The 23,106-nt window shown below is 71.7% G+C and carries 19 protein-coding genes and 1 pseudogene; 9 read left to right on the top strand and 11 right to left on the bottom strand.

Annotated features, from left to right (window positions below):
* Nucleotides 1–96: 96 nt before the first annotated feature.
* From argF to ACP4E5_RS13845, 4 genes are all read right to left on the bottom strand, one after another.
* On the bottom strand, nt 97–1,095 hold the full coding sequence (gene argF, locus ACP4E5_RS13830; RefSeq protein WP_425828469.1) for an ornithine carbamoyltransferase: 999 nt from the start codon (nt 1,093–1,095) through the stop codon (nt 97–99).
* Between the two features lie 127 nt (nt 1,096–1,222).
* On the bottom strand, nt 1,223–2,452 hold the full coding sequence (locus tag ACP4E5_RS13835) for an arginine deiminase (RefSeq protein ID WP_425828471.1): 1,230 nt from the start codon (nt 2,450–2,452) through the stop codon (nt 1,223–1,225).
* Between the two features lie 111 nt (nt 2,453–2,563).
* A complete protein-coding gene (locus ACP4E5_RS13840; RefSeq protein WP_425828473.1) occupies nt 2,564–5,122 on the bottom strand; it encodes a polynucleotide kinase-phosphatase in 2,559 nt (852 codons plus the stop codon).
* Nucleotides 5,119–6,603, bottom strand: a complete 1,485-nt coding sequence (locus ACP4E5_RS13845) for a 3' terminal RNA ribose 2'-O-methyltransferase Hen1 (RefSeq protein ID WP_425828475.1) — start codon at nt 6,601–6,603, stop codon at nt 5,119–5,121. Before ACP4E5_RS13845 ends, ACP4E5_RS13840 begins: the two co-directional genes overlap by 4 nt.
* Nucleotides 6,604–6,708: 105 nt before the next feature.
* Between ACP4E5_RS13845 and ACP4E5_RS13850 the strand changes: the two are divergent.
* Together ACP4E5_RS13850 and ACP4E5_RS13855 are read left to right on the top strand one after the other, a co-directional pair.
* A pseudogene (locus ACP4E5_RS13850) lies at nt 6,709–7,633 on the top strand (LLM class F420-dependent oxidoreductase).
* Nucleotides 7,634–7,845: 212 nt separating this feature from the next.
* The gene (locus ACP4E5_RS13855; protein WP_425828477.1) at nt 7,846–8,034 is read left to right on the top strand and encodes a hypothetical protein; all 189 of its coding nucleotides are present in this window, start codon (nt 7,846–7,848) and stop codon (nt 8,032–8,034) included.
* 132 nt (nt 8,035–8,166) lie between these two features.
* Here ACP4E5_RS13855 and ACP4E5_RS13860 read toward each other — a convergent pair whose 3' ends face one another.
* The 5 genes from ACP4E5_RS13860 to ACP4E5_RS13880 all read right to left on the bottom strand — a co-directional run bounded on the left by ACP4E5_RS13860 (nt 8,167) and on the right by ACP4E5_RS13880 (nt 11,890).
* Nucleotides 8,167–8,667, bottom strand: a complete 501-nt coding sequence (locus ACP4E5_RS13860) for a DUF6099 family protein (protein WP_425828479.1) — start codon at nt 8,665–8,667, stop codon at nt 8,167–8,169.
* Between the two features lie 216 nt (nt 8,668–8,883).
* Complete coding sequence (locus ACP4E5_RS13865) at nt 8,884–9,243, bottom strand: nucleotide pyrophosphohydrolase (RefSeq protein ID WP_425828481.1); 360 nt, start codon at nt 9,241–9,243, stop codon at nt 8,884–8,886.
* Entirely contained in the window at nt 9,240–10,418 is a 1,179-nt protein-coding gene (locus ACP4E5_RS13870; protein ID WP_425828483.1) for an AAA family ATPase, read from the bottom strand. The genes ACP4E5_RS13865 and ACP4E5_RS13870 overlap by 4 nt, the downstream gene beginning before the upstream one ends.
* 163 nt (nt 10,419–10,581) lie before the next feature.
* A complete protein-coding gene (locus ACP4E5_RS13875; RefSeq protein ID WP_266718951.1) occupies nt 10,582–10,962 on the bottom strand; it encodes a cell division protein SepF in 381 nt (126 codons plus the stop codon).
* Nucleotides 10,963–11,068: 106 nt separating this feature from the next.
* A complete protein-coding gene (locus ACP4E5_RS13880) occupies nt 11,069–11,890 on the bottom strand; it encodes an ABC transporter ATP-binding protein (protein ID WP_425828485.1) in 822 nt (273 codons plus the stop codon).
* A gap of 166 nt (nt 11,891–12,056) precedes the next feature.
* Between ACP4E5_RS13880 and ACP4E5_RS13885 the strand changes: the two genes are divergently transcribed.
* The 3 genes from ACP4E5_RS13885 to ACP4E5_RS13895 are packed head-to-tail and all read left to right on the top strand — an operon-like array spanning nt 12,057 to nt 16,058.
* Nucleotides 12,057–14,231 carry an MMPL family transporter gene (locus tag ACP4E5_RS13885; RefSeq protein ID WP_425828488.1) on the top strand — a complete coding sequence of 725 codons (2,175 nt, stop codon included), beginning with the start codon at nt 12,057–12,059 and terminating at the stop codon, nt 14,229–14,231.
* Nucleotides 14,232–14,235: 4 nt separating this feature from the next.
* Nucleotides 14,236–15,429, top strand: a complete 1,194-nt coding sequence (locus tag ACP4E5_RS13890) for a sensor histidine kinase (protein ID WP_425828490.1) — start codon at nt 14,236–14,238, stop codon at nt 15,427–15,429.
* A complete protein-coding gene (locus tag ACP4E5_RS13895) occupies nt 15,426–16,058 on the top strand; it encodes a response regulator (RefSeq protein WP_425828492.1) in 633 nt (210 codons plus the stop codon). Before ACP4E5_RS13890 ends, ACP4E5_RS13895 begins: the two co-directional genes overlap by 4 nt.
* A 31-nt stretch (nt 16,059–16,089) precedes the next feature.
* Here ACP4E5_RS13895 and ACP4E5_RS13900 read toward each other — a convergent pair whose 3' ends face one another.
* Nucleotides 16,090–17,163: an IS110 family RNA-guided transposase gene (locus tag ACP4E5_RS13900; protein WP_425824813.1), complete on the bottom strand. Its 1,074-nt coding sequence runs from the start codon at nt 17,161–17,163 to the stop codon at nt 16,090–16,092.
* A gap of 331 nt (nt 17,164–17,494) precedes the next feature.
* Between ACP4E5_RS13900 and ACP4E5_RS13905 the strand changes: the two genes are divergently transcribed.
* The 4 genes from ACP4E5_RS13905 to ACP4E5_RS13920 are packed head-to-tail and all read left to right on the top strand — an operon-like array spanning nt 17,495 to nt 21,552.
* Complete coding sequence (locus ACP4E5_RS13905; protein ID WP_425828494.1) at nt 17,495–18,193, top strand: FadR/GntR family transcriptional regulator; 699 nt, start codon at nt 17,495–17,497, stop codon at nt 18,191–18,193.
* A complete protein-coding gene (locus tag ACP4E5_RS13910; RefSeq protein WP_425828496.1) occupies nt 18,190–18,963 on the top strand; it encodes a creatininase family protein in 774 nt (257 codons plus the stop codon). The genes ACP4E5_RS13905 and ACP4E5_RS13910 overlap by 4 nt, the downstream gene beginning before the upstream one ends.
* Before the next feature lie 39 nt (nt 18,964–19,002).
* Entirely contained in the window at nt 19,003–19,965 is a 963-nt protein-coding gene (locus ACP4E5_RS13915) for a CE1 family esterase (RefSeq protein WP_425828498.1), read from the top strand.
* 15 nt (nt 19,966–19,980) lie between these two features.
* Nucleotides 19,981–21,552, top strand: a complete 1,572-nt coding sequence (locus tag ACP4E5_RS13920) for an AbgT family transporter (RefSeq protein WP_425828500.1) — start codon at nt 19,981–19,983, stop codon at nt 21,550–21,552.
* 49 nt (nt 21,553–21,601) lie between these two features.
* On the opposite strand, the gene ACP4E5_RS13925 is transcribed toward ACP4E5_RS13920, so the two are convergent.
* Nucleotides 21,602–23,056 (bottom strand): amidase, encoded by a 1,455-nt coding sequence (locus ACP4E5_RS13925; RefSeq protein WP_425828502.1) that lies wholly within the window; start codon nt 23,054–23,056, stop codon nt 21,602–21,604.
* Nucleotides 23,057–23,106: the final 50 nt, after the last annotated feature.

The following is a 23,106-nucleotide window of genomic DNA, read 5'->3' on the forward strand; positions in this document are numbered from 1 at the left end:
GGTGCGGGAGTGGCGGGGTGTGCCACATGCCGGTGGGGCCGGGAAGGTGTTCCGGCCCCACCAGTTTGAACAGTTATGTATGACTTGGGTGGTTTATTACGGCTGGCCGAGCGTGGCGACCATGACGGCCTTGATGGTGTGCATCCGGTTCTCGGCCTCGTCGAAGACGACGGAGTGCTCCGACTCGAAGACCTCGTCGGTGACCTCGAGGGACTCCAGGCCGTACTTGGCGTGGATCTCGCGGCCGACCTTCGTGCCCAGGTCGTGGAAGGCGGGGAGGCAGTGCAGGAACTTCACGTCCGCGTTCCCCGTCGCGCGCAGGACGTCCATCGTCACCGCGTACGGCGCGAGCGCCTTGATCCGCTCGTCCCAGATCTCCTCCGGCTCGCCCATCGACACCCACACGTCGGTGACCACGAAGTCGGCGCCGGCGACGCCCTCCTCGACGGTCTCGGTGAGCGTGATGCGCGCGCCGCTGGCGGCGGCCAGCTCGCGGGCCTTGGCGACGACCTCGTCGGCCGGCCAGTAGGCCTTCGGCGCGACGATGCGTACGTCCATGCCGAGCAGGGCGCCGGTGACGAGGTACGAGTTGCCCATGTTGAACCGAGCGTCGCCGAGGTAGGCGAAGGACATCCCGGTGAGCGGCTTGGAGCTGTGCTCGGTCATCGTGAGCACGTCGGCGAGCATCTGGGTGGGGTGCCAGTCGTCGGTCAGGCCGTTGTAGACCGGGACGCCCGCGTACTCGGCGAGCGTCTCGACGATGGACTGCTCGTCACCCCGGAACTCGATGGCATCGAACATCCGGCCGAGGACGCGAGCCGTGTCCTTGCTCGACTCCTTCTTGCCTATGTGCGAACCGGCCGGGTCGATGTACGTCGTCGACGCGCCCTGGTCGGCGGCCGCGACCTCGAAGGAGCAGCGCGTACGCGTGGACGCCTTCTCGAAGATCAGCGCGACGTTCTTGCCCTTGAGGTGCTGCGTCTCGGTCCCCGCCTTCTTGGCCGCCTTCAGCTCCGCGGCCAGGTCGACGAGGCCTCGGAACTCCTCGGCGGTGAAGTCCAGCTCCTTGAGGAAGTGGCGGCCGGTGAGGTTCATTCGGGGCTCCTGCGCATGACTCGGGGACGGGGTCGGGACACTGGAAGTCTATACGATGTTCCACATTTCTATTCAGGATTCATTCGGGGTCGTGGGGCAGGGGGCAGGGGGCAGGGGGCAGGGGGCATCATCGGTCGACGGGGTCCCGCTCCACCGGGCAGCTCATGCAGCGCGGGCCGCCGCGGCCGCGGCCCAGCTCGCTGCCGGGGATCTCGATGACCTCGATGCCCTGCTTGCGCAGGAACGTGTTCGTCGTGGCGTTCCGCTCGTACGCGACGACGACGCCCGGCTCGACCGCGAGCACGTTGCAGCCGTCGTCCCACTGCTCGCGCTCGGCGGCGTGCACGTCCTGCGTCGCGGTCAGCACCCGGATCTCGGGGAGCCCGAGCGCCGCGGCGATCGCCCGGTGCATGTGCTCGGGCGGATGGTCGGTGACCTTCAGCTCCGCGCCGGGCGTGCCCGGTTCGATGGTGTACGAGCGCAGCATGCCGAGCCCCGCGTACTGCGTGAACGTATCGCCGTCGACCATCGTCATGACCGTGTCGAGGTGCATGAAGGCGCGTCTCTTCGGCATGTCGAGGGCGACGATGGTGCGGGCCGAGCCCGCCGCGAACAGCTTGTGCGCGAGCATCTCGACGGCCTGCGGCGTGGTCCGCTCGCTCATCCCGATGAGGACGGCGCCCTGCCCGATGACGAGTACGTCGCCGCCCTCGATGGTCGACGGGAAGTCGACCTGGCCCTCCGACCAGAGGTTGAAGCCGGCGTCCCGGAACAGTGGATGGTGGCGGTAGATCGCCTCGAAGTGGACGGTCTCGCGCTGCCGGGCCGGCCAGCGCATCGCGTTGATGGACACCCCGTCGTAGATCCAGGCCGAGGTGTCGCGGGTGAACAGGTGGTTGGGCAGCGGGCCGAGCAGGAAGTCGTCGAGCTCCATGACGTGGAAGCGCACGGAGGTCGGCTCCGGGTGCGCCGCCAGGAACTCCCGCTTCGTCATTCCGCCGATGAGTGCCTCGGCGAGCGCCGTGGACGGCAGCGTCTCGAAGGCCTCGCGCAGGTGGGCCGTGGCCAGCGGGCCGTACTCCTTCTCGTCGAAGACGCGGTCCAGGACGAGGCCGCGGGCGGCGTCGACGTCCAGCGCCTCGGTGAGCAGGTCACCGAAGAGGTGGACGTCGACGCCGCGGTCGCGCAGCACGTCGGCGAACCCGTCGTGCTCCTGCCGGGCCCGGCGCACCCACAGCACGTCGTCGAAGAGCAACTGGTCCTTATTGCTGGGCGTGAGGCGCTTCAGCTCCAGATCGGGCCGATGCAGAATCACTCGGCGTAGGCGGCCGGCCTCGGAGTCGACGTGGAATCCCATGCGGCCATCCTTCCCCGCCACACCGTGGTTGCGCTCCTGGGGCTCCGCCCCGGCCCCCGCTGCTCAATCGCCGCAGGGGCTCTATTTGCCCACCCGGGGGCGGGGCAGGGGTCAGAGCCGAGGATCGACCGGTTCCGACTCGAGTGCCAGGACCGCGAACACCGCCTCGTGCACCCGCCACAACGGCTCCCCCTCCGCCAACCGGTCCAGGGCCTCAAGGCCCAACCCGTACTCACGGATCGCCAACGACCGCTTGTGCCCGAGAAAGCGCTGCCGCAGCTTCGCCAGATTCTCCGGCCGCGTGTACTCCGGCCCGTAGATGATCCGGAGGTACTCGCGACCGCGGCACTTCACCCCCGGCTGCACGAGCCGCCCCTTCGCGTCCCGCACCAGCGCCCCGACCGGCTTGACGACCATGCCCTCGCCGCCCCGCCCGGTCATCTCCAGCCACCAGTCGACCCCGGCCCGCACCGACGCGGCGTCCCCCGTGTCGACGTACAGCCGCCGCGTCGTCCGCAGCAGCCCGGTCGTGTCGTGCGCGACGACCCGGTCGATGAGCGCGAGCTGCTCGTCGTGCGGCAGCGCGGCGAGCGAGCGGCCCCGCGCGGCCAGGATCTGGAACGGCGCGAGCCGCACCCCGTCGAGGCCGTCGGTGCTCCAGCAGTAGCGGCGGTACGCGTCCGTGAACGCGGCGGCGTCGGCCGCCCGCCCCCGCTGCCGCTCAAGCAGGTCGCCCACGTCGACGCCCCGGTCGGCCGCCGCCTCCAGCGCCCCGAGCGCGCTCGGGAACACGGCGCCGGACGCCGCGCCCACCGCCGCGTACTGCGCGCGCAGCAGCCCGGACGCCTTGAGCGACCACGGCATCAACTCGGCGTCCAGCAGCAGCCAGTCGGTGTCCAGCTCCGCCCAGAGACCGGCGGCGGTGACGGCGTCCCGCACCCGCCCGAGGACCGCCTCGGTGGTCGCCGCGTCGTCGAAGAACGGTCGGCCGGTGCGCGTGTAGACCGAGCCGGTGACCGATCCGCCGTCGTCCTCCGCGACCCCGAACCGCTCCCGCGCGGCCTCCGCGTCCCGGCAGACCAGGACCACGGCCCGCGAGCCCATGTGCTTCTCCTCGCACACGACCCGCTCCACACCGTCGGCGGCGTACTGGGCGAACGCCTCGGCGGGGTGCTCCAGGTAGCCCTCCACCTGGGACGTCGCGGTCGGCGCCATCGTCGGCGGCAGATACGGCACAAGGCGCGGGTCGACCGCGAACCGGCTCATGACCTCCAGGGCCGCCGCCGCGTTCTCCTCGCGCACGGTCACCCGGCCCGTGTGCCGGGTCTCGACGATCCGGCGGCCGTGCACATCGGCGAGGTCCAGCGGCCGCCCCTCGTGCCCGCCCGGCGCCTCCGTCGACAGCGGCCTGGCCGGCTCGTACCAGACCTGCTCGGCCGGTACGTCGACCAGCTCCCGCTCGGGCCAGCGCAGCGCGGTGAGTTTCCCGCCGAACACGGCGCCGGTGTCGAGGCAGATGGTGTTGTTGAGCCACGTAGCGGTCGGGACCGGGGTGTGGCCGTAGACCACGGCCGCCTGGCCGCGGTACTCCTCCGCCCACGGGTAGCGCACCGGAAGGCCGAACTCGTCGGTCTCACCGGTCGTGTCCCCGTACAGCGCGTGCGAGCGGACCCGGCCGGACGTGCGGCCGTGGTACTTCTCGGGCAGCCCGGCGTGACACACGACGAGCTTCCCGCCGTCGAGGACGTAGTGGCTGACCAGGCCGTCGACGAACGTACGCACCTCTTCGCGGAACTCCTCGCTCTCCCCCTCCAACTGGGCGATTGTCTCCGCGAGTCCGTGCGTGTGCTGCACGTTGCGACCCTTGAGCCAGCGGCTCAGCTTGTTCTCGTGGTTGCCGGGGACGCACAGCGCGGTCCCTGCCCGCACCATGTCCATCACACGGCGCAGCACGCCGGGTGTGTCGGGGCCGCGGTCGACGAGGTCACCGACGAAGACGGCGGTCCGGCCCTCGGGGTGCTCCCCGTCCACGTAACCCAACTTGCCGAGCAGGGTGTCGAGTTCGCTCGCGCAGCCGTGGATGTCGCCGATGATGTCGAACGGGCCGGTGAGGTGCGTCAGGTCGTTGAACCGCTTCTCGCGCACGACGCCCGCGCCCTCGACCTCCGCGGCGCCGCGCAGGACGTGCACCTTGCGGAAGCCCTCGCGCTCCAGGTGCTTGAGGGAGCGGCGCAGCTCGCGGGTGTGCCGGGTGATGACGCGGCGCGGCATGCCGGCGCGGTCGGTGCGCCCTGCGTTCCGTGCGGCGCACACATCCTCCGGAACGTCGAGCACGATGGCGATGGGCAGCACGTCGTACTTCCGTGCCAGCTCGACGAGTTGGCGGCGGGACTCCTGCTGCACGTTGGTCGCGTCGACGACGGTCAGGCGGCCGGCCGCGAGCCGCTTGCCCGCGATGTAGTGCAGCACGTCGAAGGCGTCGCGGCTGGCGCTCTGGTCGTTCTCGTCGTCGGCGACCAGACCGCGGCAGAAGTCGCTGGAGATCACCTCGGTCGGCTTGAAGTGGGCGTGCGCGAACGTGGACTTGCCCGAACCGGACGCGCCGATCAGCACGACGAGGGCGAGGTCGGTCACGGGCAGCACGCGCCCTGCGGTGTCGGTGGCGGTCATACGGCCTTCGCCTCCTTCTCGTCGTCGACCGCGGTGGCCGCGGTACCGGTCATCGTGAACACCGCCATCTGTGTCGGCGGCCCCACCTCGGGATCGTCGGGCCCCACCGGCACGAACCGCACGGCGTACCCGTGCCGCCCCGCGACCCGCTCCGCCCAGCCGCGGAACTCGGCCCGCGACCACTCGAACCGGTGGTCGCCGTGCCGGACATGCCCGGCGGGCAGGGACTCCCAGCGGACGTTGTACTCGACGTTCGGCGTGGTCACGACGACCGTCCGGGGCCGCGCCGAACCGAACACCGCGTACTCGAGCGCGGGCAGCCGCGGCAGGTCGAGGTGCTCGATGACCTCGCTGAGCACCGCGGCGTCGTACCCCTTGAGCCGCTTGTCGGTGTACGCGAGCGAGCCCTGCACGAGCCGTACGCGCGCGGCCTGCCGCTCGCTCATCCGGTCCTGCTTGAGCAGTCGGGATGCCACGGTGAGCGCCCGCACCGACACGTCGACGCCCACGATCTCGGTGAACCGGACGTCCTTGAGCAGCTCGCCCACCAACTGGCCCTGACCGCAGCCCAGATCGAGCACCCGGGCGGCGCCGGACTCCCGGAGCTCGGCGAGGATCGCCTCCCGGCGCCGCACGGCCAGCGTGACCGGCCGCTCCTCGGTGTCGCTCTCCTCGTCCACGGCGTTGTCGATCGCGTCCACGTCCGTGTCGTCGGCGTCCGCGAGCCGGGCCAGCTCCAGGCGCTCCATGGCCTCCCGGGTCAGCGAACGGCGCCGCGCCAGATACCGGCCGACGATGAGCTTCTGCTCGGGGTGCCCGGCCAGCCAGCCGTCCCCCGCGCGCAGCAGCTTGTCGACCTCGTCGGCCGAGACCCAGTAGTGCTTGGCGTCGTCGAGCACCGGCAGCAGCACATAGAGGTGCCGCAGCGCGTGCGCGAGCCGCAACTCGCCCTCCAGGACGAGCCGCACGTACCGCGAGTCACCCCACTCGGGGAACCGCTCGTCCAGAGGAATCGGTGTCGCCTCGACCGCCCACCCGAGCGGCTCGAACAGCTTCCGTACGAGGTCGGGCCCACCGCGCGCGGGCAGCGCGGGCACCTCGATGCGCAGCGGCAGCGCCTGCTCCGCGCGCTCCGGGCGGGCCTTGCACACGCCGCGCAGCGCGCTGGAGAAGACATTGCTCAACGCGACGGCCAGCAGCGACGACGCGGCGTAGGGCCGGTCGTTGACGTACTGCGCGAGCGCCGCGTCGGGCGCGCCGCCCCGGCCCTTGCCCCTGCCCCGCCGGGCGAGCGCCACGGGATCCACCTCAAGCAGCAGCGCGGCCGTGCACCGCTCGTCGTCCGCCTCGGGGTAGAGGACGTGCGCGGTGCCGTGCGCCGTGCTGAAGGCCTGGGCGTTCGCCGGATGCTTGTGCAGCAGAAAGCCCAGGTCGGTGGCCGGATTCGCGGCATTGCCTGTGGTCGAGATCGTCAGAAGCACACGGCCGAGTATGGCTCCCGCCGTCCGCCGGCCACCATGGGTTTTCGCCCGCGCGACGGCGTCCGCATCATCGAAGCGCGCGCCCCTGACCTGCATGATGGGTACATGGATCTTCGCGTATTCACCGAACCGCAGCAGGGCGCGACCTACGAGACGCTGCTCCGCGTCGCCAAGGCCGCCGAGGACTTGAACTACGGAGCCTTTTTCCGGTCCGACCACTACCTCCACATGGGCTCCGTCGACGGCCTGCCGGGGCCCACGGACGCCTGGACGACGCTCGCCGGCCTCGCCCGCGAGACGAGCCGGATCCGGCTCGGCACGCTGATGACGGCCGGCACCTTCCGGCTGCCCGGCGTGCTCGCCATCCAGGTCGCCCAGGTCGACCAGATGTCCGGCGGCCGCGTCGAGCTGGGGCTCGGCTCCGGCTGGTACGAGGAGGAGCACTCCGCGTACGGCATCCCGTTCCCGAAGGAGAAGTTCGGCCGCCTCGAGGAGCAGCTCGCCATCGTGACGGGCCTGTGGGAGACGCCGGTCGGGCAGCGCTTCAACTACGACGGAACCTTCTACCAGTTGAAGGACTCCCCGGCCCTGCCCAAGCCCGCCCAGCCGCGCGTCCCGATCCTCGTCGGCGGCCACGGCGCCAAGAAGACCCCTGCGCTCGCCGCGAGGTTCGCCACCGAGTTCAACATCCCCTTCGCCTCGATCGCCGACACGGAGCAGCAGTTCAAGCGCGTGCGGGCCGCGGCCGTCGAGCACGGGCGCGCCCAGGACGCGCTCACCTACTCCAACGCCCTCATCGCCTGCGTCGGCCGCACCGACGCCGAGGTCAAGCGCCGCGCGGACGCCATCGGCCGCGATGTCGACGAACTCAAGGCCAACGGTCTCGCCGGCTCCCCCGCCGAGGTCGTCGAACGCCTCGCCGCGTACCAAGCTGTCGGCTCCCAACGGATGTACCTCCAGAATGCTCGACCTCGACGACCTGGACCAACTCGAACTGATCGCCTCGGATGTGGTCCCGCAGCTCAGCTGAGCGGGGAACCCTTCGGACCCGTCACCACGGTCGGGTGAAATCGCGTCAACCCGGCGCGTGGTGGCGGCGACGTGCAGTGACCCGGCCCCGGTCGAGATCGTTGACTCGGGCGGAGCCGGACCGCCCGGCACCCGCGCCGGCGGTCGCTGCCGGGCGTCACGATCGCGTCAACTGCCCTCCCCCGCGGGAGGGCGAGGGCCGAGGAGGCCGCCATGTCCCAGGAAGCCGTGCCCGATGAGGCCGTGCACGACACGACCGAACCGGAGCAGCAAGGCGCACCCAAGGGTCTGCTACAGCAGATGGAAGAGCTGATGGCCGCGCTCAACGCCGACCTGACCCAGCTCGACGCCGACCTCCAGCAGCCGCCCAGGACGCCGCCACCGACCGGCGAGAACAGCTGACGGGACCACCCCACCGCGTCAGGCGCCCGCGGCGCCGCCCAGGGTCCGCCCAGGACCCCGGGGCGCCCGCGCGCCCACCGGTCTCCGGTCGCAGCCCTCAGGCCTCAGGCCTCAGGTCGCAGTCCTCAGGCCTCAGGCCGCCGAGTCCGGCTCAGGCGACGCGGGTTCCCGGCCGGCGAGGGGCAGCGCGCGACAGCCCTCCGGGAGCCGCCGCAGTATCTCGAGGATTCTGTCCCGCGACTCGTCCGCCGCGTCGATCGCTTCCATGCACTGCCAATAGGCCCCTTCCTCGAACGACGCGCTCGCCACCCCGACGAGCGCGATGCCCACGTCACCGAGCAGTACGCCGAGATCCATCAACGCCCGGTGCACATCGCCCAGTTCGGTCAGCTGCGCCGCCCGTATCCCGCCGGCCCCCACGACCGGTGTCGCCGAACCCCCGCTGCCGCGCGCCCCCGCCTCGCTCAGCCCCACCGCCTCGCCCCGTAACTCCGGCGGCCCCTGCATCGCGAGGCGACTCCCTATCGCCTGCGCCAAAGCCTGCGCCTGCCACGCCTCCCTCATGATGTCCCGCGGGTCCTGACTCTCCGCCAGGGCCCGTCGGCCGACGCCGATGAGCCGCACCGCATCCATCGCGTCCCCGTCCGTGTCCCGCCCGAACTCCTTCGTCCACTACCCAGAGTGAAGGCACGGGCGTCGAAAAGCCAGGGGAAGCCCGAAATCTGTGGACACAAGGTTCGATGTGGATAAGTCAGCGACTCCGGAGAGTGACAATCGGTGTCCGGGTGGGCAGTTGGCGGAGGCGCGGCCTCCGCCCTGGCCGGCCCTCCGCCCTACCCGACCCCCGCCCTATCCGACCCCTTCGCCCGGCACCGGGAACCGCCGCTCGTTGCGGTCGATCTTCGCCGACAGCGCGGCCAGCACGTCGATGCCCAGCACCTCGCACAGTTGCAGCAGATACGCGAGGACGTCGGCGACCTCGTCCTCCACGCGGTGGGCCGAGTCCGGGTCCTCCATAACGCGGGCCGACTGCTCGGGGGTCAACCACTGGAAGATCTCGACCAGTTCGGACGCTTCGACGCTCAGCGCCGCCGCCAGGTTCTTCGGCGTGTGGAAGGGCTGCCAGTCGCGGGCGACCGCGAACCGGGCCAGGCGCGCCTGAAGTGCCGCGACGTCGAGCGGGCGGTGTTCTTCACGTTCCTCGTTCATCGCCCCAGGTCTACCATCGCCGCCCCCTCGGCCCGCGCCCCCCGCTCCGCCTCCGAGCCCTCGCCCACCGCGGCGACGAGCCGGATGTGGCCGCGGGCGCACATACGGGCGGCCAGCGCGGTGAGTTCGGCGCACTGGGCGCGGTCGAGGCCCCGGTCGAAGCCGTCCGCGAGGACGGTCAGGCTCTGGTACGCCTCCGGGACCTCGGCCGCCGCGTCGACGGCGAGCACGCGGGGCCCGGTGAGCAGGACGAGCGCGAGGGCGAGGTACCTCAACTCGCCGTCCCCGAGCCGCTCGACGGGGCTGATCACCCCGCCGCCCCGGTCCACGACGGCGCGCACGGACCCGTCGGGCGCGGTCTCGGCGCGTACGTCGGCCACCGGCCCCACGAGGCCCGCGCGCGCCGCCGCGACGAGCAGCGCGTGCCGGTTCCCGCACTCGGCTCCGGTGCGGCGCAGCACCGCGGCGAGGTTGCCGCAGCCGCCGTGCAGCCGGTCGGCCGCCGCGGAGGTCGGGGCGGAGGACGGGGCGCGCATCCGCGCGGGGTCGGGGTCGCAGGAGAAGGTGGAGCGCAGGCCCACGACGACCTGTTCGGCCGCGGCGAGCACCTTGCGCTGGCCCTCGGTGCGGCCCGCGACGCGCAGCGGGAGCATCGCCGTACCGAGCAGGTCGTCGGGGAGCGGCCCGCGCGTCACGGGCACCGAACCGGCCGTGTACCAGGCGGCCTGGACGTCGCGCCGGCCGGGATCGCGCAGGGCGGTCTCCAGGTAGGTGATGTCGGGCCCGGTCAACCGTTCGCCGACGACCCGGAGTTCGGGTTCGGCCTGCACGGCCAGATCGAGACGCACGGGGCCCACCGGGCCCTCGACGGTGCAGCCGATGTGGAAGCCGCGGCGGCGTTCGGCGTCGGGCCGTGCGCGCTCGGGAACGTAGGCGCGGGGGTCGGGGAAGACGTCCGCCAGGTGTGCGCCGCCGCCGAGTCCGGCGAGCGCGGCGAAGGCGCGCAGCATGCTGGTCTTGCCGCTGCCACTGGGGCCCGACACGGCGGTGAACGGGCCGAGGGGGACGGTGGTGCCGCGGTGCCGGGCGAAGGCGGCGAGCCTGAGCCGGGTCACGCGCGGGCGGTCGGGGGACGTGCCGGGGGGCGGGGGCGAGGCCCGGTGTAGCACGGTCATGGGACGAACGTAGGCGGGTCAGTGGCGCAGAACCGTTTGCGCAGAGGGCCCTTCCTACGATCGGGGGACTATGCCCATCGGGCTTGCCCCGACGTCCACCCCGGCCGACCGTCGTCGCGACCTCAGAGGCCGGACGGCCCGGAGGTGCCGCACACAGGCGCGGTCAGGAGACGGCGCCCTGCACAAGACCCTGTACCTCCGTGCCGGGAGGCGCCAGGAGGAAGACATTGCGGTCGACGCGGTGCATGCCGCAGCCGAGGCCGAGCACGACGCCGCTGCTGAAGTCCAGGACCCGCTTGGCCACTTCGGTCTCGGCGCCGGTCAGGTCGAGCAGGACCGGTATGCCGGACATGACGGTCTCGGCGACCTCGCGCGCGTCGCCGAAGACGTTGACGCGCAGCACCACGAAGCGGCGCCGCGGTTCGGTCTCCGCTTCCGGCATCGCCCGGTGGTCGACGGCTGACGGCCACTCGTTGCGGCTGCGCAGCGGGACGACCTGGGCGAGCCCTTCCCACTGTTCGTCGGTGACGTCGTGGCTGTTCAGTTCCCCCACCCCGTTTGGGCTCGCACTGTTGTCTGCACCGCCCAATTCTTACGTCATGTAACCCGTTCGGCCCAACACCGACACGGCCCGGAGCGCGTGCGTCCGGTCACACCAGGTCACCGGAGCGCGCCAGCCAGCGCCCGGCGTGGCGCGTGACCTCGATCGGGCGGCCGAAGCACGACGTCATCAGGTCCTTGGTCAGGACGTCCTCCACCGTGCCGCGGGCGAGTACGCGGCCCTCGCGCAGCAGGAGGGCGTGGCTGATGGCCGGGGAGAGTTCCTCAAGGTGATGGGTCACGGTCACCGTCGCCAACTCCGGCCGTCCGGCCGCGAGTTGGCGCATCGTGTCGATGAGGTCCTCGCGGGAGGGCAGGTCGAGCGCGTTGAACGGCTCGTCGAGCAGGAGCAGCGCCGGGTCCGCCATCAGGGCGCGGGCGATGAGGAGGCGGGCGCGCTGGCCGCCGGAGCAGACACCGTAGGGGCGGTCGGCGAGCTCCTTGATCTGGAGCTCGGCGAGCAGCGCGTGGGCCCGCTCGCGCACCTCGTCGTCGTACGACTTCCAGAGCGGCTGGACGGTGCCGCTGTGGCCGGTGAGGACGACGGTGTGACCGGGAAGGTCCTGCGGGACGCGCTGCGAGGTGGAGACGTGGCCGATGAGGGCGCGCAGCTCGCGGACGTCGACGCGGCCGAGCCGGTGGCCGAGGACCTCGACGGTGCCGGTGGTGGGGAAGTTCGTGGCGCCGATGAGACGCAGGATACTGGTCTTGCCCGCACCGTTCGGCCCGAGCAGCGCCCAGTGCTCGCCGGACCGCACGGTCCAGTCGATGCCGTCGAGGATGACCTGGCCGGTGGTGTAGCGGCGCATGCTCACGCCGTCGAGGGCGGCCACCTCGCGCCCGTCGCCCCGGTTCCCGTCCGTCCCGTTCATGGCCCCTCCTGTTTCGCCGTGCGCCGCACCGAGAGTAGCTGTAGGCGGCATTTATCCCGGCGGGCGTCCGAGTCGTGGACCGGCCCCGTGTCCACCGACCGGTGGACCCCCGGTTCCACCGGTCGCCGCTGTCCGCGCCCATGCCCCCGCGACCAGCATGGACGTCATGACCAACTACCCCGTACGTATGGCTCGTTGGAGCGCTGGACACCCCTGGAGGGCGATCGCCGGCTGGTTCCTGTTCGTCGTCCTGTGTCTCGGCGCCGGGATCGCCGTGGGCGGCAACGCCGCCACGTCGGCCGACTTCGGTGTCGGCGAGGCCGGCCGCGGCGAGGCGATCGCCCGGGACGGCGGGCTCGCGCAGCGGCCCGTCGAGCGGGTGCTGATCGAGACCCGCGACTCCGGGACGCTGGACCGGGCGACGGGCGCCTCCGTCGCCGATGACATCACCGGCCGGATGCGGAAGCTGCCCGAGGTACGGTCCGTGGCCACGCCCGTGTGGTCCAAGGACGGCCGGGCGGTCCGCGTCGACGTCACCATGAAGGGCGCCGAGCTCGAAGGGAAGAAGCACGTCGACCCGCTGCGGGCGCAGACCGCCGCGGCGCAGAAGGCACACCCGGAGCTTCGCGTCGAGGAGACCGGCGGGCCGTCCATCAGCCAGGGCGTCGACAAGCTGCGCGGCAGCGACCTCTCCCGTACGGAGATGATCGCGCTGCCCATCACGCTGCTCACGCTCCTCCTCGTGTTCCGGTCGGTGGCCATGGCGACCGTGCCGCTGCTGCTCGCGCTGTCCGCGATCGTCGCGTCGATCGGCCTGTCGATGCTCGCCTCGCACGTCTTCCCCGACGCGGGGGTCGGCACGAACATCATTCTGCTCATCGGGCTCGCCGTCGGCGTCGACTACACGCTTTTCTATCTGAAGCGAGAGAGGGAGGAACGGGCCCGCGCAGACGGGAAGTTGAGCACCCGGGCGCTCGTGGAGCTGGCCGCCGCCACCTCCGGTCGCGCCGTCGTGCTGTCCGGTTTCGCCGTCGCCGTCTCCAGCGCCACGCTCTATCTCGCCGACGACGTGATCTTCTCGTCGATCGCGACCGCCGCGATCGTGGTGACGCTGGTCGCCGTGGTCAGTTCGCTGACGGTGTTGCCCGCGCTGCTCGTGAAGATCGGTACGCGGGCCGAGCGCCGCGCCGCCCGCAAGCCCCGAAAGGCGAAGCCGCAGAAGGCCGTTCGGCACAACGCGCTGCTGCGGCTCACCGCCCGCAGGCCCGGCGCCGTGCTGATGGTCGCGGTACTCGCGATGCTGGCCCTGGCCGCACCCCTGCTCGGCATGAAGCTGACCGACATGGGCCGGGAGACCCACTCCCGGCAGACCCAGTCCATGCCTACCTTCGACCGGCTGAACGCGGCGTTCCCCGAGGTCAAGGCGTCACACCAGGTCCTCGTACGAGCCGGTGCCGACCGCACCGACGAGGTCGCCGGGGCCCTTCGCGCCCTCGCCGCCGACGCCAAGGACGACCCCGGCCTCAACGGCACGTACACCCTGCGGACCTCCGCCGACCACCGCGTCACCTCGCTCGAACTGCCCGTCCCGCACTACGTCAGCACCAAGCCGGCACAGGAGTCCCTTGAGCGGCTTCGCACGGAGTATCTCCCGGAGACCGTCGGCAAGTTGAGCGGTGACGTCGACGCGGCGGTCTCCGGTGACGTGGCCCGCTACGCCGACTATCCCGAGCACCAGAAGCAGAAACTCCCGCTGATCATCGGGGCGTTGCTGCTCGTGACGTTCGCGATGACCGTGTGGGCGTTCCGGTCCGTCGTGCTCGGTGTCGTCGGAGTCGTACTGAACCTGCTCTCGGCGGCGGCATCACTGGGCGTGCTCACCCTTGCCTTCCAGGGGAGTTGGGCCGAGGGGCTGCTCGACTTCCACTCGACCGGCACCATCGGTTCCCGGGTCCCGCTGTTCCTCTTCGTGATCCTCTTCGGTCTTTCCATGGACTACCAGGTGTTCGTGATCAGCCGCATCAAGGAGGCCGCCGAGCGCGGGGTGCCGACGCGGCAGGCGGTGCTCGACGGAGTCGGCAGCTCGGCCGGGGTGGTGACCAGCGCGGCGTTCGTGATGGTGACCGTGTTCGCGAGCTTCGTGTCGCTGCACTTCATCGAGATGAAGCAGATCGGGTTCAGCCTGGCCGTCGCGGTACTCCTGGACGCCTTCGTCATCCGCGTACTGATCCTGCCCGCCCTCATGTTGCTGCTGGGTGAGCGGAGTTGGTGGCCCGGGCGGCGCCGGAACCGGGAGACGTCCGGGAGTCCGGCGGACCGGGTCCTGACGAACGTAGGCTGAAACGATGTTGCAACGGCCGCGGCGCGGCGACCCCTTCTGGGTCTGGCTCCTGCACTCCTGGGACCTGTTCTCCTGGGCGATCCTGGGCCTGCTGGCCCTGATCACCGTCCTGGGCGACTCCCCGGCGGGGCAGCGGTACGGGTCGCTCGCGCTGCTGGCCGTGCTCGGTACCGCGAACCTGGCGGTGCGGCGGTGGGGGCGCGACGGGGCGGTCGGCGGATACGCGTACCTGGCGCTGCTGGTCGTCGTACTCGGTGAACTGGCCTATCTGCGCGACGGGTTCGGCGTTCTGTTCACCGTGACGCTCGCCCAGTTCGTGGTCTACGCGGACAGCCGGCGCGGCGCCCTGATCGGCAGTGGCCTCGGGGCCGTCGCCATCACGGTGGGCGGGCTGTTGCGGGAGGGCTGGGGAGCGCAGGCACTGACCCGCAACGGCGTCTCCACCCTCGCGGTGTACGCGGCCGCCGTGCTGATCGTGACGGTGACGCCGCGCGCCCTCGAAGTACGCGACGACCGGGCCCGGTTGCGGGAGGAACTGGCCAGCACGCAGGCGGATCTGTCCGAGGCGCTGCGCCGGGAGGGCGCGGCGGCCGAGCGGGCCCGCCTCGCCCGGGAGATCCACGACACGCTCGCGCAGGGCTTCGCCTCCATCGTGGTCCTCGCGGAGGCGGCCCGCGCGGGAATCGACACCGAACCGGCCCGCACGGCACAGCAGTTGACGTCCATCGAGCACACGGCGCGGGAGAACCTCGCGGAGGCGCGCGCCCTCGTCGGCGCGACGCCACCGCCGGGCGGTGCCGAGCAGGGGCCGGTGGCCGGGACGCTGCGGCGCACCCTGGACCGGTTCGCCGAGGACACCGGGATCGCCGTCGACGCGGAGCTTGTGGACGTCGATTGCGACCAGCACACCCGGATCGCGCTGCTGCGCTGCACGCAGGAGTCGCTCGCCAACGTCCGCAAGCACGCCGGGGCCTCCACGGTGATCGTGGTCCTGACGCCGGGCCCGGACGCCATCGATCTGGAGATCACCGACGACGGGAACGGCTTCGACGTCGCCGAGGCCCGCGGCTTCGGCCTCGACGGAATGCGCAGAAGGCTCGCCGAGCTCGGCGGCGAGCTGTCCGTGACCAGTTCGCTCGGCGACGGCACCCGGGTCCTCGCCTCCCTGCCCGCCCCACAACCTACGGAGACGGCATGACGGAACCGGACAAGCTGCGTGTCGTCGTGGTCGACGACCACACCGTGATGCGGGCCGGCGTCGTCGCCCTGCTCGCGCCGGAGCCCGGCATCGAGGTCGTCGGCGAGGCGGACGACGGCCGCTCCGGCGTGGCGCTCGCCGAGGAGCTGCGCCCCGACGTGGCGCTGCTCGACCTGCGGATGCCGGGGCTCGACGGGGTGGCGGCGACCGAGCGGATCGTCGCGGGGCCGAGCCGCACCCGCGTCCTGATCCTGACGACGTACGACACGGACACCGAGATCGAACGGGCCGTGGAGGCGGGCGCGATCGGCTACCTGCTCAAGGACACCACGCGCGAACAGCTCGTCGACGCGATCCGCTCGGCGGCGCGCGGCGAGACGGTGCTCGCCCCGCGGGTGGCGCAGAAACTGGTGGCGAAGCTGCGCCGGCCGACGCAGACGGCGCTGACCGTGCGCGAGGTGGACGTCCTGACGGCGGTCGCGGACGGCCTGTCCAACCCCGACATCGCGAAGCGCCTCGTGATCGGCGAAGCGACCGTGAAGACACACCTGCTGCGCATCTTCGCGAAGCTGGACGTCAGCGACCGGACGCGGGCGGTGGTCGTGGCGATGGAGCGCGGGGTGCTGTAGGCCTGCTCGACCGAGTCGTGCACGGACTCTCCTATGATGCGCAAGTCGATGGGGGTGGGCTGTCGGCTCTGTTGAGATGGCGGTAGATCTGGCGTGCGAGATAGCGCTTTAGGCTCCGCCGAATCTCCTTGCTGGTGCGGCCTTCAGCGGTCCGGCGTTCGACGTATGCGCGGGTGTCGGAGTCGTGGATCATGCGGCTGACTGTGGCCATGTGCAGGGCTCGGTTCAGGCGTCTGTCTCCACCGCGGTTGAGTCGGTGGCGCACGGTGTTCCCCGAGGAGGCAGGGATCGGGTTCACGCCGGCCAGGCAGGCGAAGGCGGCTTCGGAACGCACCCGCCCGTGGTGGGACCAGGCCGTCATCACGACAGCTGCGGTGACGGGCCCGATCCCGGGTTTGTCCAGCAGCCCCGCGGCCGGCGTTGCCCGCACCAACGCTGTCATCGACTTCACGTTGGCGCTCAGTTCCTCGTCGAGGGCGACGATGCGCTTGGCCAGGCGCATGGCTTCCGCCCGAGCAGCCATCGCTGCGACAGGCTCTTCGCGGGTGCGCCAGCGGGAGATTTCGAGAATTTGCCGACCGTTTAGTGCCCGACGCCCATCGATGCCGAGGTCCACGGCCCGGACCAATGCGTTCAGCGCGTTGACGTGCGCGGTCCGCTCGTCAGTCATCTGGTCTCTGGCAGTCACCAGAACGCGTAACGCGGCGCGTTCTCCCTCGTCGGCGCGAGGGTGGCGCAGCTCGTGCTCCTCGAGCGGGAGCGCGGCCTCGGCCATGCGCCGTGCGTCGATCGGGTCGGACTTGCCCTTGCCGCGATGTACCCCCATCCGAGGTGCTTCGATGACCTGGTAGCCGGCGTCGGCGACGGTGCGGGCGAACTGAGCGCCGTAGGTCGCGATGCATTCCATGACCCATAGTGCGGTGAGGTCGCCGCCGGTGCGGCGAGCGGCCCAGGCAACCGCCCGGGTCATGCCGGATCTGCTGGTGGGAAACTCGGCCGTATCGAGCAGTTCGCCGGTCGGGGCGGCCAGGACGACCAGGACATGGTTGCGGGCGTGGGTGTCTACGCCGATGACGTACGGGTGGCTGTGCGCGACGATCGTCACGGTGGTCGGGTGCCTTTCCCTCCGGGGACCAACGGTTCGGCCGCTGACGGCCGGCGTCGGTCTGGGTGAGAGTCACTCCGGGCCAGGACTGTGACGGGCCACGCCGTGAACGGCGGGCAATCTCCTGATCAGGACACCGAGGTGGGCCAGAGCGGCGTCGGCTCCCACCACGTCGGACAAGTCCATGCGAAGGCACCTTCTGAGGGCCACCGTTGACAAGAGTCACGACACGGCGGGACGACCGACACCACCCTGGCAGCCGATCCCAGACCGGCCACCCCGAGTCTCACAACCGTTGACACTCTCACTGAGCAAGTGATCTATTCACTTTATGAGTTACGCCGACCAACCCTCGCTGTCCGAGCGCCTCGCGGACGACATAGTCGAGATCATCCGCACCGAACGGCTCATCCCCGGCGACGCCCTGGCCTCCTCGCGCGAACTGGCCAAGCGGTTCGAGGTGACGACGCCGACCGTGCGGGAGGCGCTGCGGCGCCTGGAGGCCATGCAGGTCGTGGAGTTCCGGCACGGCTCGGGGACGTACGTCGGGCCCGGCATCGAGCGGCGGCTGCTCGCCAATCCGCACCGACCGCGCACCACCCGGCGGTCCGTGCTCGAACTCGTCGAGGCACGCCTCGTCGTCGAACCGGCGGTGGCGGCCGAGGCGGCCCGCATCCGACTCCCGCAAGGAGTCGAGCAGTTGGAGCACGCCGCGGCCAACGCCCTGCTCCCGCCCGAGGAGTCGCTGCGCCGCTCCGTGCACTTCCACGTGGCGCTCGCGACGGCCAGCGGGAACGCGCTGCTGAAGGAGACCGTCGAGGCGCTGCTCCAGGTCCGCGCCCGCGACCAGGTCGAGATCCGGCACCGCTATAACGACCGGGAGCGCGACCACGCCGAGCACCTCCAGATCGTCGAGGCGGTACGCGAAGGCGACGCGACGGCGGCGGAGCGGCTGACCCGGGCGCACCTGACCGCGATCCGCGACACCGTGCTCGGCGCCGAGTTCCCCGACGGAGGTGAACCGGCGTGACCACCGAACAGCCGCTGAAACTCGCCGAGTTGACGACCGAGGAGGCCGCCGAGGCCGTCACCCGCGCCCCCGTCGTCCTCATCCCCGCCGGCGCCTACGAGCAGCACGGCCCGGGCATGCCCATCGCCACGGACACCATCCGCGCCGAGCGGATCGCGGACCTCGTCGGGGCCCGGCTCGCCGGACGCGTGGTGATCGGCCCGCCGCTCCCGGTCGGCGTCTCCCCGCACCACATGGCGTTCGCCGGGACGGTGACACTGACGACGACCACGTTCGCCGCCGTCGTGCGCGAGTACGTGGAGAGCCTGCGGCGGCACGGCTGGCGGCGGTTCCTCGTGCTCACCGGGCACGGCGGCAACAACGCGACGCTCACCACGGTGGCGCAGGACCTCCTCGTGTCCCACCCCGACGTGCGCTTCGCCTGGACGCCGGTCACGTCGCTCGCGTCCGGCGTGATCGCGGAGCTGGGCGTGAGCGAGGTCAGCGGGCACAGCGGGGAGGCGGAGACCGCCCAAATGTTGCACCTGGCACCGGACTTGGTGCACCAGGACCGCCTGGAGCCGGGTTCCGTGGCCCTCGACGGACTGAAGCCCGAGGCCCGACTCGCCCGCTCCTTCTCGCAGCCGACGCTGACCCTGCCCTACGACGAACTGAGCGCCAACGGGGTGCTCGGCGACCCGACGTCGGTCACGGCCGAGGACGGGCGGGCCATCGTGGCCGCCGCCGTGGACCGCGTATCGGCGTTCGTCGAGGAATGGCTCGACCTGTAAGCCCCCGCCCCTCCCAGCAACCCTCATTTGGAGCCGCACATGAAGGGTCTACTTCGGCGTGCCTGCGTACTGGCCGCCGCGCTCGCCGCCGTACCGTTCGCACCGGCCCACGCGTCCCCGGCCCACACCTCGTCGGCCGCCCACTCCACCGGCTGCGAAGCCCCCGCCCCGCAGCCACCCGGCACCAGCGCCCAGCACACCATGACCAACGGCGGCCGCGAGCGCACGTATCAACTGCACCTTCCCAACGGCTATACGCCAGACCGCAGTTGGCCGCTCATCGTCGCCTACCACGGGCGCGGGAACACCGGGGCCGGCACGGAGGCGTTCTCGCGCCTCTCCACGCTGCCCGCGATCGTCGCCTACCCGAACGGCGTCATCGGCACCGGCGACGGTGAGCGGCAGGCCTGGCAGGGCGCGCCGTACGCGGCGGCCGGCGTCGACGACGTCGCGTTCACGAAGGATCTCCTCGACTCCCTCGAAAGCTCGCTGTGCGTGAACGAGCGGCGGGTGTACGCCACCGGCAAGTCGAACGGCGCCGGGTTCACCGGCCTGCTCGCCTGCCGGATGTCCGACCGGTTCGCGGCCGTCGCACCGGTCGCCGGGGCCTTCTACCCGGGCACACGCGAGGGCGGCTGCGCCCCGGAGCGCCCGGTGCCCGTCCTCGACTTCCACGGCACCGGCGACACCACCATCCCGTACGCGGGTGACGCCGACCGCGGGCTGCCCGCCATCCAGGACTGGGTGCGCGAGTGGGCCGACCGGGACGGCTGCCGCGGCCGGACACCCGACAAGGTCACCGGCCCCGACATCACGACGTCGCGGTGGACGGGCTGCGCGGGCGGCGCGGAGGTGGAGCACGTCGCGGTCACCGACGGCGGGCACACCTGGCCGGGCGCCGACGGCTACAGCGGCGGCGGCTACACGACGCAGACGATCCAGGCCCACAAGGTGATGTGGGCGTTCTTCCGGAACCACCAACTCCCGTCCCCGCCACGCTAGTTCGGAGCCGTCACCATGACCGTACAGAGAGAGGCACCATCGCCCGGTGAGGCCGAAGCCGGGTCCGAGGCGGCACGGCTGCCGTTCGTCATCCGCGCGCTCGGTGTCGTCGAGCGGGCGGGGAACCGACTGCCGCACCCGTTCTGGCTGTTCTGGATCCTGTCGGCGGTGCTCGCCGTCGTCAGCGCGGTGCTCGCCGGGTTCGACGTGTCCGTGGTATCGCCCGCCGACCACAAGACGGTCGCCGTGCAGAACCTGCTCAGCGGCGACGGGCTCGCCATGGCGGTGTCGACGATGGTGTCGAACTTCGCCGAGTTCCCGCCGATGGCGACGATCGTGGTCGTCATCATGGGCGTCGCGGTCGCCGAGCGCAGCGGCTTCCTGTCCGCCGCGATGAAGGTCGGGGTCGCGCGGGTGCCCGCGTCGTGGGTGGTGTTCGCCGTCGCGTTCGCCGGGACGGTGGCGCACGTCGCGTCGGCCGCCGCGTACATCATCCTGGTTCCGCTCGGCGGGCTCGCCTTCCGTGCCGTGGGGCGTTCCCCGATCCTCGGCATCGTCGTGGCGTACACGGCGATCGCGTCCGGGTACGACGCGAGCCCGGTGCCCACGCCGAACGACGCGATCTTCGCGGGCATCACGACGGCCGCCGCGAAGATCACGGGCGGCGACGACGCGTACGTGTCACCGCTGTCCAACTGGTTCTTCAACATCGCCTCCTCCCTCCTGCTCGCCACCGTCATCACGCTGGTCACGCGCTGGGTGCTGGCGAAGCGGCCCGATCTCGACCCGGACCCGGACGCCGACGTCGAGGACCTGGGCACGCTGGACCTCAGCGACCGGGAGCGGTCCGCGCTGCGGCGGGCGCTGCTCGCGCTCGGCGGCGGCCTGCTGCTGGTCGTGGCGGCGCTCGCCCCGACGTCCTCTCCGCTGCGCGGGGACGGCGGCAGCATCGTCGAGTCGCCGTTCATCGACGGCATCGCGGCGGTGGTGGCCGTCCTGTTCGCGCTCACCGGCATCGTGTACGGGGCGCGCTCGGGTTCGATCGCGAAGCCCGGCGACGTACCGAAGCTGATGGCGGCGGGCGTGAAGCAGATGGCGCCGGTACTGGTGCTGTTCTTCGCGATCGCCCAGTTCCTCGCCTACTTCGACTGGACGCACATCGGCGACGTACTGGCGGTGCGGGCAGCGGAACTCCTGGAGCACAGCGGGATGCCGATCGTGGTGGTGTTCCTGCTGATCCTGCTTCTGCTGACCGTCGTCAACGTCATGGTGACCAGCGGGTCCGCGATGTGGGCCCTGGCGGCGCCCGTCCTCGTACCGATGCTGATGCTTGCGCACGTGCCGGCCGAGACGACGCAGGCCCTGTTCCGCATCGCGGACTCCGGGTCGACCGCGATCACACCGATGAGCCCGTACTTCGTGATGGCCCTCGGCTTCCTCCAGCGCTACCGCAAGGACGCGGGCATCGGCACCCTCGCCGCGTACACGCTGCCGCTGGCGATCGCGATGACCGCGGCGTGGACGCTGCTGTTCCTCGCGTGGTGGGCGCTCGGGATACCGCTGGGGCCGGGGGTCGCGGTGCGCTGACGGGTACGGGGCGGGTCGGGGGTGGGTCGTGGGCGGATCGTGGACGGGTCTACGTCCACGACCTGCTCGCCGGCGACCGCTCCTCCACTGCCTGTGCGGCGTCGAGGAGCGCGTCCTCGGTGAAGCGGCCGCCCACGAGCTGCACTCCGAGCGGTACCCCGTCGTGCGTGCCCGTCGGCACGGTCACGGCGGGGAATCCCAGGATCGGTACCGACGTCATCGGCCACATCGCCGGGAAGAGTTCCAGGGCCCGTGCCTCGTCCGCCAGGTCGGCGTCCTGCTCGAAGGGCGGCTCGGCGCACACCGGGGTCAGCAACAGGCGGTCGGCGCCGAGGAGTTGCTGCAAGGCGGTGACGAGGGTGCCGCGCCGTGCCCAACCGTCGATGTACGTCTCCAGGTCGGGCCGCTCGCCCCACACCGCGGCGGCCGCCTCGAAGTGCCGGGCCAGCGCGGTGCGGATGGCGTCGTCGCCGATCTGCTCCACGACCCGCAGCAACGGACGGGTGTCCTCGGTGAGCAGGAGCAGCCACAGCCGCGCGGCCTCGGCGAGCAGCGGTTCGGCCGGCACCTCGTCGATCTCGTACCCGGCGTCGGCGAGCCGCGCGGCGGCGGCGTCGAGGGCCGCGTCGACGGCCGGGTGGTTCTTCGCGTCCTCGTTGCCCCGGACGAGCGTGACCCGTGTCGGGCCCCTGCCGCGGGCGCCGGGCAGCGCCGGGACGCCGTAGGGGTCGCGCAGGTCGGACGCGCTCATGGCGTGCAGGGCGAGCCGGGTGTCCGCCACGGTCCTGCCGAGCGGCCCCTGCACCGCGCAGGCCTGCACGGTGGGCGGGAGATGGACCGGCACCCGCCCCTCGGGGGTGTCGGCGTACGCGGGCGGCGCCCAGCCGGAGATTCGCCCCACGGTGGGCCGCAGCCCGACCACGCCGCAGCAGGCCGCCGGGAAGCGGATCGAGCCGCCGATGTCGTTGCCCTGCGCGAGGGGAGTCATCCCCGCCGCGATTCCGGCCGCCGCTCCCCCGCTGGACCCGCCGGGCGTGCGCGCGGCGTCCCACGGGTTGAGGGTCCGCCCGTGCAGGTCGTTCGTGGAGAACCAACGCAGCGAGAACGCGGGGACGTTGCTGCGCCCCAGCGGTATCGCCCCGGCGGAGCGCAGCGCAGCGACGCAGGCCGCGTCCTCGGCGGCGGTGGCACCGGCCAGTGCGGCCACACCGTTCGTCGTGGCGTGGCCGCGCTGCTCGGTGTTCACCTTGATGGAGACGGGCACGCCGTGCAGCGGACCCAGCTCCTCACCTGCCGCGACGGCGGCGTCGGCCCGTCTCGCGGCGGCGACCGCTTCCTCGGGACGGACCTCGACCAGCGCGTTGACCTCGGGGTTCGTCTTCTCGATGCGGTCGAGACAGGAGGTGACGATCTCGTAGGACGTGACCTCCCTCGCCCGCACCGCGGCGGCCAGTTCCGTCGCTGAGCGCTGCCACAACTCGGTGTCTCGGCCCGGATTTTCCATGGCGCACCTCTTCCACTGCCCGCTGCCTGCCGGCCACTGCCGCGTCATAC

This window comes from Streptomyces fractus, from assembly GCF_049844455.1.
GTDB classification, from domain to species: domain Bacteria; phylum Actinomycetota; class Actinomycetes; order Streptomycetales; family Streptomycetaceae; genus Streptomyces; species Streptomyces fractus.